This window comes from Microbacterium sp. JZ70, from assembly GCF_053903225.1.
Map to the genome: position 1 here is coordinate 1862453 of NZ_CP096405.1, position 14639 is coordinate 1877091.

Below are 14639 nucleotides of genomic sequence, written 5' to 3' on the forward strand. Positions count from 1 at the left end.
GACGTGTGTCGCGCCCCGCTTGGGGAGACATGACAGTGAGTTCGGATCGCAGCGGACAGCCAGAGGAAGAGCCCGAGGACCACGGAGTCCTCGAGGACACCGGCATCGACACGACGGCGATCGGCATCCTCGGCACGCACACGGCACAGGTGCGCGTCGTGCTGCCGCAGACCATCGAAGACCCGGATGACGACGTCGTCGACGATGACATCCCGGGCGGCGACGTGCGCCGCGGCGGGATCGTCATCGAGCTCCCGGCCGACGAGCCCGACGACGACCTCGAGGTCATCACGGGCGAGCTCGACGAGGAGACCGTCGCCGCCGCCCGTGAGTCCACGCCCGCAGAGACCGTCGAGGACGACGCCGAGGCGGATGGCGCGGAGCCGGACGGCGCGCACGCCGACGAGGCGGATGGCGCGGAGGAGCTCGACGCGGATGGCGCGGCTGCGCTCGACCCGGACGGTGCCGAAGCGGACGACGTCGAGGCGCTCGAGCCCGAGGCCGAGGAGCCCGACGCGCAGGAGCCCGAGGTCCACGAGCCTGAAGCCCAGGAGCCCGACGCCCAGGTGGACGAGCTCGCGCCGGACGACGACCTCACCGTTGCTGCAGCCGCGGCAGAGGAAACGGGCCTCGACGCGGAAGACGTCGAGCCTGACGACCAGCCCGCCGCGGCGGACGACATCGAGCCCGACGACCAGCCGGACGACGAGCCCGACGAGCCGACCGAGGTCGAATCCGACATCGCCATCGAGGCGGACGAGGCCGAGGCCGACACCGCCGCGGCGTCGACCGACGCGCAGAGCGCCCCGGACACCGAGCCGCGCGAGCGCCGTCCCCTCGCGCGAGAGGAGACGCTCCCGCCGGGCTACGACTCCTTCCTGCGCCCCGCGGCCGCTTCCGCCCGCGACCAGGAAGAGCCGGCCGAGCACGTCGGAGAGACCGCGCCCGATGGCGCCGTCGCCGATGCGAGAGAAGAGGACATGTCCGAATCCACCGAGAACGCGAAGCCCGCGCCGCCGATCACGCGTCCGTCGTTCATCGAGCAGGCGAAGGCCGCGCCCGAGTCGTCGCCCGAGTCCGTCCGCAAGCCGCGTGAGACTTTCTCTCGTCGGGCGGGGGAGGTGAGCGAGAACGCCGCACGGGAGAGCGCGGATGTGCTCACGGCCGACCGGCTCCTCGATACGGGCGCCATCCACCGTCCCGAGCCGGAGGGGCCGTGGCGGCAGCTCGTCTACCGCCTGTCGGGACACCTCATCAACCTCGGCGACAGCCGGCGGACGCGCGAGCGCAAGGAGCTCTCGCGGCGCATCGCCGCTCCGCTGAGCGGCGCGGCGCGCTTCGTCCCCGTGCTCAGCCGGAAGGGCGGCGTCGGCAAGACGACCGTCACGGCACTCCTCGGCATGGCACTCGCCGATGCCCGCGACGACCGCGTGATCGCCGTCGACGCGAACCCCGACCGCGGCACGCTCGCCGAGCGCATCGCGCGGACGACCGGGAAGACCGTCCGCGACCTCGTCCGCAACCGCGACGCCGTGCACGGCTACGCCGACATGTCCGATCACGTCGTCCGGGACGAGACCCGCCTCGACGTGCTCGCGTCGGACACCGATCCGCACGTGTCAGAGGCGTTCAGCGATCAGGACTACCGCGACGTCGCCGACGTCGCCGCGCACTACTACTCGATCGTGCTCACCGACACGGGCACGGGCATCGTGCACTCCGTCATGGGCGCGACGCTCGACCTCGCCGACCAGGTCGTCGTGGTCGCGGGGCTCAGTGTCGACGAGGCGCGCCTCGCGAGCGAGACGCTCACGTGGCTCGAGTCGAACGGCTTCGCCGATCAGGTGCGCTCTGCGGTCGTCGTGCTGAACCAGTCGACTCCGGGTGCTCCGCTCGTGCGCCTCGACGAGCTCGACGCGCATTTCCGCAGCCGTGTGCGCGCCGTCGTCCGCATCCCGTACGACCCGCAGCTCGCGACGGGCAGCGCCATCGCGTACGGCGAGCTCGCTCCTGCCACGCGCGACGCCGCGCGCGAGCTCGCCGCGCGCGTCGTCGAGGGACTGCGGCAGCCGGCGCAGGAGGAGAAGTGACCGTCCGCGACATCCGGATCATCGGCGACCCGGTCCTCGCTCAGCGGTGCGCCGAGATCGAGCACATCGACGACGGCGTCCGCGCGCTCGTCGACGACCTCATCGAGACGGTGAAGCTGCCGGGCAGGGCCGGGGTCGCGGCGCCGCAGATCGGCGTCGGGCTCCGTGCGTTCAGCTACAACATCGACGGCGACATCGGGTACATCCTCAACCCGCGGATCGTCGAGGTGCGCGGCGAGCCCGTCCCGACCGGAGAGGGATGCCTGTCGGTGCCGGGCCTCTGGCACGACGCCCTGCGCCACCCGTACGCACGGGCGGAGGGCATCGACCTCGACGGCGCGCGCGTCGTGCTTGAGGGGGAGGGCCTCTTCGCGCAGATGCTGCAGCACGAGACGGACCACCTCGATGGCATGCTCTACCTCAAGCGCCTCTCGGCGGACGACCGCAAGGCCGCCATGCGCGAGGTGCGGGAGAAGATCTGGCTCACCTAGGCAGGGCATGAGTGAGGGGGACGGCCGCCGGCCGTCCCCCTCACTCATGCCTGCTCACCCCATCGGGATGTTCGTCGTCTGGATGGGCGCCTCGTAGATCGCCTCGATGTCCTTCGCGAAGTCGCGCAGGATCTCCGCGCGCTTGATCGACATCTTGGGCGTCAGATGGCCGGTCGCCTCCGTCCACTCCGTGCCGAGCACGGTGAACTTGCGGATGGACTCGGCGCGAGAGACGCGCGTGTTCGCCTCGTCGATCGCCCGCTGGATCTCGGCGCGCACCGTCGCATTCTGCGCCGCCTGCTCGAGCGTGAGGTCGGACGACTCGCCGTGCGTCGCGAGCCAGGCCGGCAGCATCTCGGGGTCGAGCGTGACGAGCGCCGCGATGAACGGCTTCTGGTCGCCCACCACGACGACCTGGCTGACGATCGGGTTCGCGCGGATCGGGTCCTCGAGTGCGGCCGGGGCGACGTTCTTGCCGCCCGCGGTCACGATGATCTCCTTCTTGCGCCCCGTGATCGTGAGGTAGCCGTCGTCGTCGAGCGCGCCGATGTCGCCGGTGCGGAACCACTCGCCGTCGAAGGCGGCCTCGGTCGCCTCGGGGTTCCGCCAGTACTCGCGGAAGACGTTGATCCCGCGCACCTGCACCTCGCCGTCGTCCGCGATGCGCACGCCGACGCCGGGGAGCGCAGGGCCGACCGAGCCGATCTTCGACTTGGACGGGAGGTTCACGGTCGCCGGAGCGGTCGTCTCGGTGAGGCCGTACCCCTCGAGGATGGTGATGCCGAGGCTGTGGAAGAAGTGCCCGAGTCGGGCGCCGAGGGGCGCCGAGCCGGAGATCGCGTAGCGGACGTTCCCGCCCATGAGCGCGCGGAGCTTCGCGTAGACGAGGCGGTCGAAGAGCGCGAACTGCACGCGCAGCCCGAGCCCGATCTTCTCGCCGTCCTGCACGCGACGGGAGTGCTCGACGGCGACCTTCGCCGCGGCGCGGAAGATCCGGCCCTTGCCCTCGGACTCGGTCTTCTGCTCGGCCGAGTTGTAGACCTTCTCGAAGACGCGGGGCACCGCGAGGAGGAACGTCGGCTTGAAGGAGCCGAGCGCCGCGACGAGCTGCTTCGTGTCGGGCTGGTGTCCGGTCTTGACACCCGAGTGGACGCACAGCAGCGAGATGAACCGGGCGAACACGTGCGCGGTCGTGATGAAGAGCACCGTCGAGGCGCCGGGCTGGTGCACGATCTCGGTCATCGCCTTCGCCGAGTTGCGGCAGAGCTCGACGAAGTTCGCGTGCGTGATCACGCATCCCTTGGGGCGCCCGGTCGACCCTGACGTGTAGATGAGGGTGGCGATGTCGTCGCCGTTCGCGAGCTGACGTCGCCGCTCGATCTCGGCATCCTCGACGGACGCGCCCGCGACGGTGAGCGTCGCGATGGCGTCCTGATCCATCCGCCACAGCTCGCGCACGAGCGGGAGCTCGCCGCGGACCTCCTCGAAGCGCGCTGCATGGTCGGCGCTCTCGACCATGAGGGCGGTCGCACCCGAGTCGGAGAGGATCCATTGGATCTGGGCGGGCGAGCTCGTCTCGTAGACCGGCACCATGACGGCGCCCGCGAAGAAGAGAGCGAAGTCCACGACCGACCACTCGTAGGTCGTGCGCGCGAGGAAGGCGACCTTGTCGCCGGGCTGCACGCCCGCGGCGACGAAGCCCTTCGCGAGGGCGACCACCTGCTCGTGGAACGTGCGGGCCGAGACGTCGCGCCATCCGCCTGAGCCGTCAGGGATCGCGAACAGCGCCCGATCGGGGGTCTCCGACACCCGCTCGACGAGGAGGTCGGCGACGTTCGCCGACGGATCGGCGGGGACGATTGCGGGCGTCGATGTCTCGATCACGGCATCTCCTTCGGTACCGGCTGCGGATGCTGCGAGTATATGCCGGGGCATGCGCCCGACCCTCGCGCGTGCACGGTTCCTACAAGGCTAGACTTCCAGGCGACCGATTCCGACAGTGGGAGTTGACCTTGTTCTACTGGCTCATGAAGTACGTCTTCGTCGGTCCGATCGTGAAGGCCATCTACCGCCCGTGGGTCACCGGACGCGAGAACGTCCCGACGACGGGCGCGGCCATCCTCGCGAGCAACCACCTGTCGGTCATCGACTCGGTCTTCCTTCCCCTCATGCTCGACCGTCCCGTGTCCTTCCTCGCGAAGGCGGAGTACTTCACGGGGCGCGGCCTCAAGGGCTGGGCCACGAAGTGGTTCATGAAGGGCACAGGGCAGATCGCCCTCGACCGCTCGGGCGGGCCCGCCTCGGAGGCGGCGCTCAACACGGCTCTCCAGGTCATCGGCCGAGGCGACCTGCTCGGCATCTACCCCGAGGGCACGCGCAGCCCCGACGGCAAGCTCTACCGGGGCCGCACGGGCATCGCGCGGATGGCGCTCGAGGCGAAGGTGCCGGTCATCCCCGTCATCATGGTCGACACCGGCACGATGATGCCGATCGGGCAGACCCTGCCGCGCGTCATGCGCGTGGGCGTCGTGATCGGCGAGCCGCTCGACTTCTCCCGCTACGCGGGCATGGAGGGCGACCGCTACGTGCTGCGCTCCGTGACCGACGAGATCATGGTCGCGCTTCAGCGGCTCGGCGGCCAGGAGTACAGCGATGAGTACGCGTCGACGGTCAAGAACCGCCTCGCCGCCAGCTGACATCCGCCGGCCATCCGCCGTGAACGGAGGGGCCGCCGTCCCGCGATAACATCGGACAATGCCCCGAACGCTGGATGCACTCGACGCCTGGAAGTCCCTGCCGATCAAGCAGCAGCCGGTGTATCCCGACGCGGCGGCGGTCGCCGAGGTCGCCGCCGAGCTCAGCACCCTCCCGCCGCTCGTCTTCGCCGGCGAGGTCGACACCCTCAAGGCGCGGCTGGCCGACGCGGCCGCGGGCCGCGCGTTCCTCCTCCAGGGCGGCGACTGCGCCGAGACGTTCGCGGGTGCCACGGCCGACAAGATCCGCAACCGGGTCAAGACCGTGCTGCAGATGGCCGTCGTCCTCACGTACGGCGCCTCGATGCCCGTCGTCAAGATGGGGCGGATGGCCGGCCAGTTCGCCAAGCCCCGCTCGAGCGACACCGAGACGCGCGGCGACATCACCCTCCCCGCGTTCCGCGGCGAGATCGTCAACGGCTACGACTTCACCGCGGCGTCGCGTGAGGCCGACCCCCAGCGCCTCCTGCAGGCGTACCACACGTCGGCTTCGACGCTGAACCTCATCCGCGCGTTCACGCAGGGCGGCTTCGCCGACCTCCGCGAGGTGCACTCGTGGAACAAGGGCTTCGCGGAGAACCCCGCCAACAAGCGATACGAGCGTCTCGCCGCCGAGATCGACCGCGCCATCCGCTTCATGGACGCGTGCGGCGCGGACTTCGACGAGCTGCGCCGCGTCGAGTTCTACACGGGGCACGAGGGCCTGCTCATGGACTACGAGCGTCCGCTCACGCGCATCGACTCGCGCACGGGGGAGATCTACAACACGTCGAGCCACTTCCAGTGGATCGGCGAGCGCACGCGCGAGCTCGACGGCGCGCACGTCGAGTACTTCTCGCACATCCGCAACCCCATCGGCGTCAAGCTCGGTCCGACGACGTCGACCGACACCGCGCTCGCGCTCATCGACAAGCTCGACCCCGAGCGGGAGCCCGGTCGCCTCACCTTCATCACCCGGATGGGCGCCGGCAAGATCCGCGACGCGCTGCCCCCGCTGCTCGAGGCCGTCAAGGCCTCCGGCGCGCAGCCGCTCTGGGTCACCGACCCGATGCACGGCAACGGCATCACGACCCCGACCGGCTACAAGACGCGTCGCTTCGACGACGTCGTCGACGAGGTCCGCGGCTTCTTCGAGGCGCACCGCGCGGCGGGCACGTTCCCGGGCGGCATCCACGTCGAGCTCACGGGCGACGACGTCACCGAGTGCCTCGGCGGATCCGAGCAGATCGACGAGGCGACCCTCGCGACCCGCTACGAGTCCCTGTGCGACCCGCGCCTCAACCACATGCAGTCGCTCGAGCTCGCCTTCCTCGTGGCCGAGGAGCTCGAGAAGCGCTGACCTGCGCGGCATCGGCCCCCATTCGAGTGACGGCGGATGGTGCCGCACCGGTTCCGGGAATCGGATCGGTGGGGCGGGTGTGTGCGGGTGGGGTCGACACGCGCACACCAGGCGCGTGCATCCGATTCCGGTGACGGCGGATGGCGCGGGGGAACGAACGCGCGGGGCTAGAACGAGCCGGTGATCGTCAGCGTGATCGTCGTGCCGGCACGCTGCTGCGAGCCGCCCTCGGGGCTCATCGACACGACCTCGGTGAACTCGTCGACCACGGCATCCCACAGTCCGTTGTACGAGTAGGCGAAGCCGGCGGCCTCGAGCTCGGCCTTCGCCTCGTCGCGCGTCATGCCGACGACGTCAGGAACCTCGAACAGCTGCGGGCCGAGCGAGGTGACGAGACGCACCGTGTCGCCGGGGCGCCAGCTGCCCGGCTCGGACCGCTCGAGGAAGTAGATCACGTGCCCTTCGGGCACCGTGTCGTGGTACTCCTGTGACACGACCTCGGTCTTCACGCCGACGGCGTCGAGGGTCGCCGCGGCCTCCTCTGAGCTCATCCCGACGACGTTGGGCAGGTCTCCGAGGGAGACGGTCAGCTGCGCCGCGTCGCCCTGGTGCACCGAGCAGCCGGCGGCGCAGTCGACCGGGTCGCCCCCGGCCGCCGGAGTGATGCTCACCCCGAGGACCGTCCCCTCCGCCTCCTCGGCGAAGAGCGGCACGTCGTCCTCGGCCACCGAGATCCGACTGTCCTCGAGCAGTCCGCGCACCTCGTCGGCGCTGAGACCCGCGAGCTGGCCCAGCTCGGCGCTGGCGGGGCCCGCCGACGTCACCACCGTGACGACCGTGTCCCTGTCGACGCGCGCGCCCTCCGAGGGGTCGGTGCGGATGACCTCGCCGGCGGGCACGTCGAGCGTGTTCTCCGTGCGCTCCTGCGCGTCGAGCTCGAGCCCCGCGAGCGTGCTCTCCGCCTCGGCGTAGGTGAGCCCGTCGAGATCCGGAACGGCGACGTACGATCCCGGACCCGAGCCCCACCACCATCCGGCGCCCGCCGCGCCTCCCGCGAGCAGGAGCGTCAGCACGATCAGCCACACGCCGCGCGCGCGTCGGCGCTTCGCCCGTCGGCGGAGGACCGCGGCGTTGTCGGCGTCTTCCTGCGGGCCCGTGCTCGTCAGCGACGGCGGGAGCACCGAGGTCGCCGCCTCGGGCATGACCTTCGTCTGGCCGCCCGTCTGCTCGCCCTCGTCGGGAAGCTCCTCGGGGAACCTGCTGGCCGCGGCCGTGCGCGTCGGCAGGGGAGTGACGCCGAGCTCGCGCTCGATCTCGCGCAGCCGTTCGAGCATCTGCTGCGCGTCGGACGGACGCTCGTCCGGCTCCTTCTCGGTCGCCCACAGCACGAGCTCGTCGAGCTGCTCGGGCACGCCGGGGTTCTTCACGCTCGGTCGCGGCACCGACTCCGTCGCGTGCTGGTACGCGATCTGCATGGGCTGCTCGCCCTTGTACGGCTGCTCGCCTGCGAGCATCTCGTACAGCATGATGCCGAGGGCGTAGATGTCGCTGCGGGTGTCGGCGGTCCCGCGCGTCACGAGCTCGGGAGCGAGATAGGCGATCGTGCCCAGAAGCTGCTGGCCGGTCGCGGTGTTCGCGGACGTCGCGCGCGCCAGGCCGAAGTCGCCGATCTTGATGCGGCCGTCCTCCGCGAGGAGCACGTTCTCGGGCTTGACGTCGCGGTGGATGAGCCCCGCGCGATGCGCGGCGGACAGCCCGGCGAGCACGGCGTCCATGATCGTGATCGTCTGCGTCACCGTGAGCCGGCGCTGCTCCTTGAGCAGCTCGCGCAGCGTGATCCCCGGGAGGTACTCCATCACGAGGTACGCGAGCTCGCCGTCCTGGCCCTGGTCGAAGACGTTGACCACGTGCGGGTCGGACAGGCGGGCCGCGGTGCGCGCCTCCTGGATGAAGCGGCTCTGGAAGACGCTGTCGTCGCTCAGGTGGCTGTGCATCACCTTGAGCGCGACGCGGCGCTCAAGGCGGAGGTCCGTGGCCACGTAGACCGTGGCCATCCCACCGCGCGCGATGCGGGCGCGGACCCGGTATCTGTCGTCGACAAGCCGCCCGATGAGGGGATCGACCTGCTGACTCATGGACACCGTTGAATTCTACGAAAGGGCCCCTGAGACGCCTGTGACCGGCGCGCCCGGCGCCGGTCACAGGTCGATGACGATCCCGCGCCTCCGCGCGGATCAGCCGAGCTGGGCCAGCCAGGTGTAGGCCTGCTGCTCCCAGCGGCGGTACCGGTCGGGGAACGCCGAGATCTGGACGGTCTGGGCCGCCTCGCCGAACTCCATGCTCTCCCAGCCGGGGATGTCGCGCAGGCCGCGCGTCGTGTGCCCGTTCGGGTCGCCCGCGCCGCCGTAGAAGACCCGGATGGAGTAGTCGCGGTCGAGGATCTGCTCCTCGGTGCCCCAGCCCGTGCTCGGGCGCTGCTGGAACAGGCCCAGCGAGTCGCGGTCGCCCCAGCTGACGTTGCGCAGCGAGGACTCGACCATCGCGGTCGCCAGCGCGATCGCGATGCCCTTGTCCGGGATGCCGAGCTCGCGTCCGATGCGGATGATCATCTGCGCGTTCTCTGTCTGCGGCGCGTTGAGCGACGAGGTGAGCTGATCCTGCGGCGAGTCGTAGATCGACGGGGGAGCGGACTCCTCCTTCTTCTCCTCGCCCTGCGGCGCCGGCTTCGCGTCGGCGCGCGGGATGACGATCTTCTGCCCGGGGTAGATGATGCTCGACCCGTTGAGACCGTTCTCCGCGAGGAGCTCGCTCACGCTCACACCGTGCTCCTGCGCGATGCTCCAGAGGGTGTCGCCGGCCTGGACGATGTAGGTCTCGTCGGCGGGGGATTCGGGGACGGCGGGCGCCTGGGGTGCCTCGGGCGCCGACTCCTGCTGCTTCGCCTCGGCCTGGGGCGCGACGGCGTTGCTCGCGACAAGGAGCTTCTGCCCGGGGAAGATCATCGCGTCCGCGCCGAGCTTGTTGAGCGAGATGATGCGGTCGACCGACGTGCCGTGCTTCTGCGCGATCGACCAGACCGTGTCGCCCGCCGCGACCGTGTGGCTCTTCGTCGTGGCGGACGCCTCGATCGAGGGCTTCGCCTCGGTCTGCGCAGGCGCCGCGGCGCGCGCGGCCAGCGTGAGCTTCTGGCCCGGGTAGATCGTGCTCGACCAGCTGAGGCCGTTCCACGTCAGCAGGTCGACGGTGCGCAGGCCGTGGCGGATGGCGATCCCGGTGATCGTGTCTCCCGACTCGACCGTGTAGCTCGTCGCGACAGCGGCGGCAGCGCGCACCGTGATCTGCGCGGCGGCGGCCATCGGCTGCTTCGGCGCCGTGCCGGCGGCGACCGCGAGGCTGCCCTGCACGTGGCCGAACGCCGACGGCAGATGGCGCATGCCGTCCCGCGGCTTCGGCTCCGCGGCGACGGCAGCGGCAGGAGCTCCCAGGGTCACGGCGATGGCGCCGGTGACAGCCATGGGAACGGTGGTGAACAGGTCGCGCCTGCGGCGCGGAGTCGGTCGATGCACGTTGAACCCCCAACGATCGGACTCGAGAAACGTTGTCACGGAAGTGTTACGAAGTCAATTGGTGTCACCGGAAGTGACCCCTGGTGCCCGGGGTGTCAACGGGACGGATGTGACTGATGTGATTTGTGCCGCGGTGCCGCCCGAGCGGCGTCCCCCGTCGAGGGATGAGAAACTGATGACGTGACTGCGGAGACCTCCTCGACCGTTCCCACCGACTGGCTGACCATTCCCGAGCTCGTCGAGATCCTCGGCGAGCCGCAGGGGCGCATCCGCCGGCTGCTCGATGAGCGCGCGCTCATCGGCTCGCGGCGCGAGGGGCCGCTCAAGGTGCCCTCCGTCTTCATCGTGGACGGCCATCCGCTGTCCTCGCTCCGGGGCACCGTGATCGTCCTCGCGGACGCCGGCTTCAGCGACGACGAGGCGATCGACTGGCTGCTCACGACGGATGACACGATCGGCGTCGCGCCGATCACGGCGCTGCTCGCGGGGCGCAAGAGCGAGGTGCGCCGGGTCGCTCAGACGCTCGCGTGACTCACGCGGTGCGCTGGGTGGCCGCGTCGAGCAGCTGACGCAGCTCGACGACCGCATCGGCGTCGATGGGCGCGGATGCCAGGGCGGCGACGGCGTCGTCGGCGTACGCGGCGATGCGCTCCTCGACGCGCTCGAGGGCTCCGCTGCCGACGATCTGCTCGCGGAGGAAGGCGATCTCGGCGTCGCCGAGATCGGGGTCGCCGACGAGCGCGTCGATCCGCGCGCGGATGTCCGCGGTCGCGCGCTCGCGCGCGTACGCGATGAGCAGGGTGCGCTTCCCCTCGCGGAGGTCGTCGCCGGCGGGCTTGCCGGTCTCGTCCGCGTCGCCGAACACGCCGAGCACGTCATCGCGCAGCTGGAACGCGAGCCCGAGCGGATGGCCGAAGGCCGCGAGCGCCGCGAGCTGCGCGTCCGAGCCGCCCGCGAGGGCCGCACCGATGACGAGGGGCTGCTGCACGCTGTATCGGGCCGACTTCAGGGAGGCGATGCGGAGGGCGCGATCGGCGTGCTGCGCGTCGGGTGTGCGCGGCCAGGCCGATTCCTCGGCGACATCGAGGAACTGCCCGATCATCACCTCTCGGCGCATCCGCGCGTACTCGGATCGTGCGCGGCCAGGGGTCGTGTCGAGCCCCTCCAGCGCGGCGTCGAAGAGATCGGCGCTCCATGACAGGAGCAGGTCTCCCAGCAGGACCGAGCCGGATCGCCCGAAGGCGGCCGCATCGCCGGCCCAGCCGGCGTCGCGGTGCCACGACTCGAGGGCGCGGTGGGCGGAGGGCCGCCCCCGGCGCGTGTCGGAGTTGTCGATGAGGTCGTCGTGCACGAGCGCGGCGGCCTGGAACACCTCGAGCGCCGCGCACGCATCGACGACGCTGCTCGGGAGGGCGGCGTCCGCCCCGCGCACCGCGCGCCATCCCGTCGCGCAGAACCGCCCGCGGAGGCGCTTCCCGCCGACGAGCGCGGCCGTCGCGCTGGCGACGAATCCCTCGGCCTCGGGGCCGTGCTCGCGAGCGGCCTGGTGCTGCACTGTCGAGAAGCTCTCCAGTCGCTGGGAGATCGTCTCGATCAGGGGGAGAGGAGGCGCCACAGGCCTAGCCTAGTGAGGACACGCGGCGATAGAATGATCGTCAGTTTCACCCGAGGGGGACACCATGCCACTCTCCGAACAGGAGCAGCGCCTGCTGGACGAGATGGAACGCCATCTCATGCAGAACGACGCCGACGTCGTGAGCGCTTCGGCGAGCCGTGCGCTCAGCTATCGCAATCTCATCTACGGGGCCATCCTCGTGCTCGTCGGCCTCGCCGCCGTGATCGCGGGCATCGCCCTGTGGAACAGCATCCTGGCTCTCGGCATAGGACTCGGGGTCGCGGGCTTCGCCGCGATGGTCGGCGGGGTCGTGCTCGCCACGACGCCGGCGAAGGGCGACGACGCGCAGGGTCTCCCGCGCACGGGCACCGTGCCCGGCAAGCCGATGCAGGGTGCCTCCTTCATGGACCGCATGAACGATCGATGGGACCGCCGCCAGCAGGGCCGCTGAGCCCCACCGTCCTCCACACGAGAAGCGCCGACCTTCGGGTCGGCGCTTTTTCTGTGCCCGGCGATCGTCATCCGCTCCACCGGCCCACCACTTGGCCTCCACTCTCCTCCACCGCGTTCTCCCTTGAGATCACGCGGCACGCCGACGCGCCGCATTCCTGATAATGCGCAGATCTCCCTGGACAGTGGAGGGAAGTGGAGTAAAGTGGGGCGCACCTGAGTTGGCCGGAACGAAGGGGGGTGTGATGGCCGATGCTGTTGGGCACGCATACCCCCAAGCTCGACGACAAGGGCCGCGTCATCCTCCCCGCGAAGTTCCGCGAGGAGCTCGCCGGCGGGATCGTCGTGACGCGCGGACAGGAGCGCTGCCTGTACGTGTTCAGCACGGCGGAGTTCGAGCGGGTGCACGAGCGGATCCGCGAGGCTCCGCTCACGAACAAGCAGGCGCGCGATTTCATGCGCATGTTCCTGTCCGGTGCGAGTGCCGAGACCCCCGACGGTCAGAACCGGATCACCATCCCGTCCCACCTGCGGACCTACGCGGGCCTGGAGAAGGAGCTCGTCGTCACGGGCGTCGGGTCGCACGCCGAGATCTGGGACGCGGGCGCATGGAACGCGTACCTCGAGAGCAATGAAGAGAGCTACTCCGAACTGGAGGAGGAGGTGATCCCCGGACTGTTCTGACCCCGGTTGTGATCCCCACCCGCAGCCCTGAAGCCACTTCCCCGGCGGCAGGTCGAGCGGTTGGGAATCAGAGCCGGGGACGGATGAGGGAGACGACATGGGCATCCGCGACATCCACACCCCGGTGCTGCTGGAGCGCTGCGTCGAGCTGCTCGGCCCCGCGCTCGAGCGCGACGGCGCCGTGTACGTCGATGGCACCCTCGGCATGGGCGGCCACTCGGAGGCGTTCCTCGAGCGCTTCCCGGGGATCCGCCTCGTCGGCCTCGACCGCGACCCTGATGCGCTGCGCATCGCGGGGGAGCGGCTCGCGCGCTTCGCCGACCGGACGACGCTCGTCCACACGGTGTACGACGGCATCCGGGCGGCGCTCGACTCCGCCGGCTTCCCCCGCGCCGACGGCATCCTCTACGACCTCGGCGTCTCGTCGCTCCAGCTCGACGAGGCCGAGCGCGGCTTCGCCTACGCGCAGGACGCTCCCCTCGACATGCGGATGGATCCGACGGGCGGCATGACGGCAGCCGACGTCATCGCGACGTACGGCGAGGGCGACCTGCGCCGCATCTTCGAGCGGTACGGCGAGGAGAAGCTCGCCGGGCGCTACGCCCGCGCGATCATCGCCGCGCGGGCGGAGGCCCCCATCGAGCGCTCGGGACGGCTGGTCGACATCCTCCAGGACGCCACGCCGTCGGCGCTCAAGAACGCCGGGCACCCCGCGAAGCGCGTCTTCCAGGCGCTGCGGATCGAGGTGAACGGCGAGCTCGCAGCGCTCGAGCGGGCGATCCCGGCTGCGCTCGCGTCGCTCGCGGTGGGCGGACGGATGGTCGTGCTCTCGTACCAGTCGCTCGAGGACCGCTTCGTCAAGCGGCTGTTCGCGGAGGCCGTCAAGTCGAAGGCGCCGGCCGGTCTGCCGATGGAGATGCCCGAGCACGCCGCCGAGTTCCGCCTCCTCGTCCGCGGCGCCGAGCTCGCGAGCGACGCCGAGGCGGAGTCGAACCCCCGTGCCAAGCCGGTGCGCCTGCGCGCCATCGAACGAGTGAGGGATGTGCCATGAGCCTTGCCACCCAGAGCTCCGTGCTCGCGCCGCCCGCCCGGCGGCCCGTCGAGAAGCGCCGCCCCGACCTGCGCCCGGTCGAGGCCCCTGCCCGCCGCAGACGTCCGAAGCTGGCCTACGCCGTCGTCGCGGTGGTCGGCGCCGTGCTCATCGCGGTCGCGCAGATGGCGCTGTCGGTCATGACGACGCAGAGCACCTTCGAGATCGCGGCGCTCGACGCGCAGCAGCGCGAGCTGACGCTCGAGACGCAGGCGCTCTACGACGAGGTCGCGGGTCTCAGCTCGCCGCAGCACCTGGCCGAGCAGGCCGCGTCGCTCGGCATGGTCATCGACGCGGCGCCCAGCTACCTGCGTCTCAGCGACGGAGCCGTGATCGGCGGCGGCGCCGCGGCGGGCTCCGCCTCGGCCGTCGATGCGGCGGGCCGCGGAGCGGTCGGCAACGCGTTCCTCGCCGACACGCAGTCGGGCTCCGCCAAGGAGTCGGCGGATGAGGCACCCTCGAGCCAGACGGAGAAGAGCGACGAGAGGGCTCAGGAGGAGCAGCCGCAGCTGCCGCCCGCCGTGACCGACGGCCTGCCGAGCCCCACGACCCACTGATCCG

The 14639-nt window shown here is 70.9% G+C and carries 13 protein-coding genes; 9 read left to right on the forward strand and 4 right to left on the reverse strand.

Features of this window, described 5'->3' with window-relative positions; all coding sequences use genetic code 11:
• Positions 1-29 precede the first annotated feature (29 nt).
• Together M1D46_RS08470 and M1D46_RS08475 are read left to right on the forward strand one after the other, a co-directional pair.
• Positions 30-2090, forward strand: coding sequence for a MinD/ParA family ATP-binding protein (locus tag M1D46_RS08470; RefSeq protein WP_456285286.1), 2061 nt, complete (start codon positions 30-32; stop codon positions 2088-2090).
• The gene (locus tag M1D46_RS08475; RefSeq protein ID WP_282979135.1) at positions 2087-2581 is read left to right on the forward strand and encodes a peptide deformylase; all 495 of its coding nucleotides are present in this window, start codon (positions 2087-2089) and stop codon (positions 2579-2581) included. Before M1D46_RS08470 ends, M1D46_RS08475 begins: the two co-directional genes overlap by 4 nt.
• Positions 2582-2635: 54 nt before the next feature.
• Here the strand turns inward: M1D46_RS08475 and M1D46_RS08480 are convergent, their stop codons facing one another.
• Positions 2636-4465 carry an AMP-dependent synthetase/ligase gene (locus tag M1D46_RS08480; protein WP_456285287.1) on the reverse strand — a complete coding sequence of 610 codons (1830 nt, stop codon included), beginning with the start codon at positions 4463-4465 and terminating at the stop codon, positions 2636-2638.
• Between the two features lie 128 nt (positions 4466-4593).
• Between M1D46_RS08480 and M1D46_RS08485 the strand changes: the two genes are divergently transcribed.
• Positions 4594-5277, forward strand: a complete 684-nt coding sequence (locus tag M1D46_RS08485) for a lysophospholipid acyltransferase family protein (RefSeq protein ID WP_324011774.1) — start codon at positions 4594-4596, stop codon at positions 5275-5277.
• Positions 5278-5335: 58 nt separating this feature from the next.
• A complete protein-coding gene (locus tag M1D46_RS08490; protein WP_271173279.1) occupies positions 5336-6673 on the forward strand; it encodes a class II 3-deoxy-7-phosphoheptulonate synthase in 1338 nt (445 codons plus the stop codon).
• Between the two features lie 167 nt (positions 6674-6840).
• Here the strand turns inward: M1D46_RS08490 and pknB are convergent, their stop codons facing one another.
• Positions 6841-8814 (reverse strand): Stk1 family PASTA domain-containing Ser/Thr kinase, encoded by a 1974-nt coding sequence (gene pknB, locus M1D46_RS08495; RefSeq protein WP_456285288.1) that lies wholly within the window; start codon positions 8812-8814, stop codon positions 6841-6843.
• 93 nt (positions 8815-8907) lie between these two features.
• Complete coding sequence (locus tag M1D46_RS08500; protein WP_456285289.1) at positions 8908-10188, reverse strand: LysM peptidoglycan-binding domain-containing protein; 1281 nt, start codon at positions 10186-10188, stop codon at positions 8908-8910.
• 231 nt (positions 10189-10419) lie between these two features.
• Between M1D46_RS08500 and M1D46_RS08505 the strand changes: the two genes are divergently transcribed.
• Complete coding sequence (locus M1D46_RS08505; RefSeq protein WP_282979129.1) at positions 10420-10770, forward strand: Rv2175c family DNA-binding protein; 351 nt, start codon at positions 10420-10422, stop codon at positions 10768-10770.
• A gap of 1 nt (position 10771) precedes the next feature.
• Here the strand turns inward: M1D46_RS08505 and M1D46_RS08510 are convergent, their stop codons facing one another.
• A complete protein-coding gene (locus M1D46_RS08510) occupies positions 10772-11854 on the reverse strand; it encodes a polyprenyl synthetase family protein (protein WP_456285290.1) in 1083 nt (360 codons plus the stop codon).
• Positions 11855-11918: 64 nt separating this feature from the next.
• On the opposite strand from M1D46_RS08510, the gene M1D46_RS08515 reads away from it, so the two are divergent.
• The 4 genes from M1D46_RS08515 to M1D46_RS08530 all read left to right on the forward strand — a co-directional run bounded on the left by M1D46_RS08515 (position 11919) and on the right by M1D46_RS08530 (position 14635).
• Positions 11919-12305, forward strand: a complete 387-nt coding sequence (locus M1D46_RS08515; protein ID WP_271173274.1) for a DUF3040 domain-containing protein — start codon at positions 11919-11921, stop codon at positions 12303-12305.
• 251 nt (positions 12306-12556) lie between these two features.
• Positions 12557-12988: a division/cell wall cluster transcriptional repressor MraZ gene (gene mraZ, locus M1D46_RS08520; protein WP_271173273.1), complete on the forward strand. Its 432-nt coding sequence runs from the start codon at positions 12557-12559 to the stop codon at positions 12986-12988.
• A gap of 97 nt (positions 12989-13085) precedes the next feature.
• Positions 13086-14039: a 16S rRNA (cytosine(1402)-N(4))-methyltransferase RsmH gene (gene rsmH, locus M1D46_RS08525; RefSeq protein ID WP_324011770.1), complete on the forward strand. Its 954-nt coding sequence runs from the start codon at positions 13086-13088 to the stop codon at positions 14037-14039.
• Positions 14036-14635: a hypothetical protein gene (locus M1D46_RS08530; RefSeq protein WP_456285291.1), complete on the forward strand. Its 600-nt coding sequence runs from the start codon at positions 14036-14038 to the stop codon at positions 14633-14635. The genes rsmH and M1D46_RS08530 overlap by 4 nt, the downstream gene beginning before the upstream one ends.
• Positions 14636-14639: the final 4 nt, after the last annotated feature.

Excerpts from the sequence above, each read along its gene's own strand:
- M1D46_RS08470 (WP_456285286.1), top strand. The coding sequence starts at position 30 with ATGACAGTGAGTTCGGATCGCAGCGGACAGCCAGAGGAAGAGCCCGAG.
- M1D46_RS08490 (WP_271173279.1), top strand. The coding sequence starts at position 5,336 with ATGCCCCGAACGCTGGATGCACTCGACGCCTGGAAGTCCCTGCCGATC.
- M1D46_RS08500 (WP_456285289.1), bottom strand. The coding sequence starts at position 10,188 with ATGGCTGTCACCGGCGCCATCGCCGTGACCCTGGGAGCTCCTGCCGCT.
- M1D46_RS08515 (WP_271173274.1), top strand. The coding sequence starts at position 11,919 with ATGCCACTCTCCGAACAGGAGCAGCGCCTGCTGGACGAGATGGAACGC.
- mraZ (WP_271173273.1), top strand. The coding sequence starts at position 12,557 with ATGCTGTTGGGCACGCATACCCCCAAGCTCGACGACAAGGGCCGCGTC.
- rsmH (WP_324011770.1), top strand. The coding sequence starts at position 13,086 with ATGGGCATCCGCGACATCCACACCCCGGTGCTGCTGGAGCGCTGCGTC.
- M1D46_RS08530 (WP_456285291.1), top strand. The coding sequence starts at position 14,036 with ATGAGCCTTGCCACCCAGAGCTCCGTGCTCGCGCCGCCCGCCCGGCGG.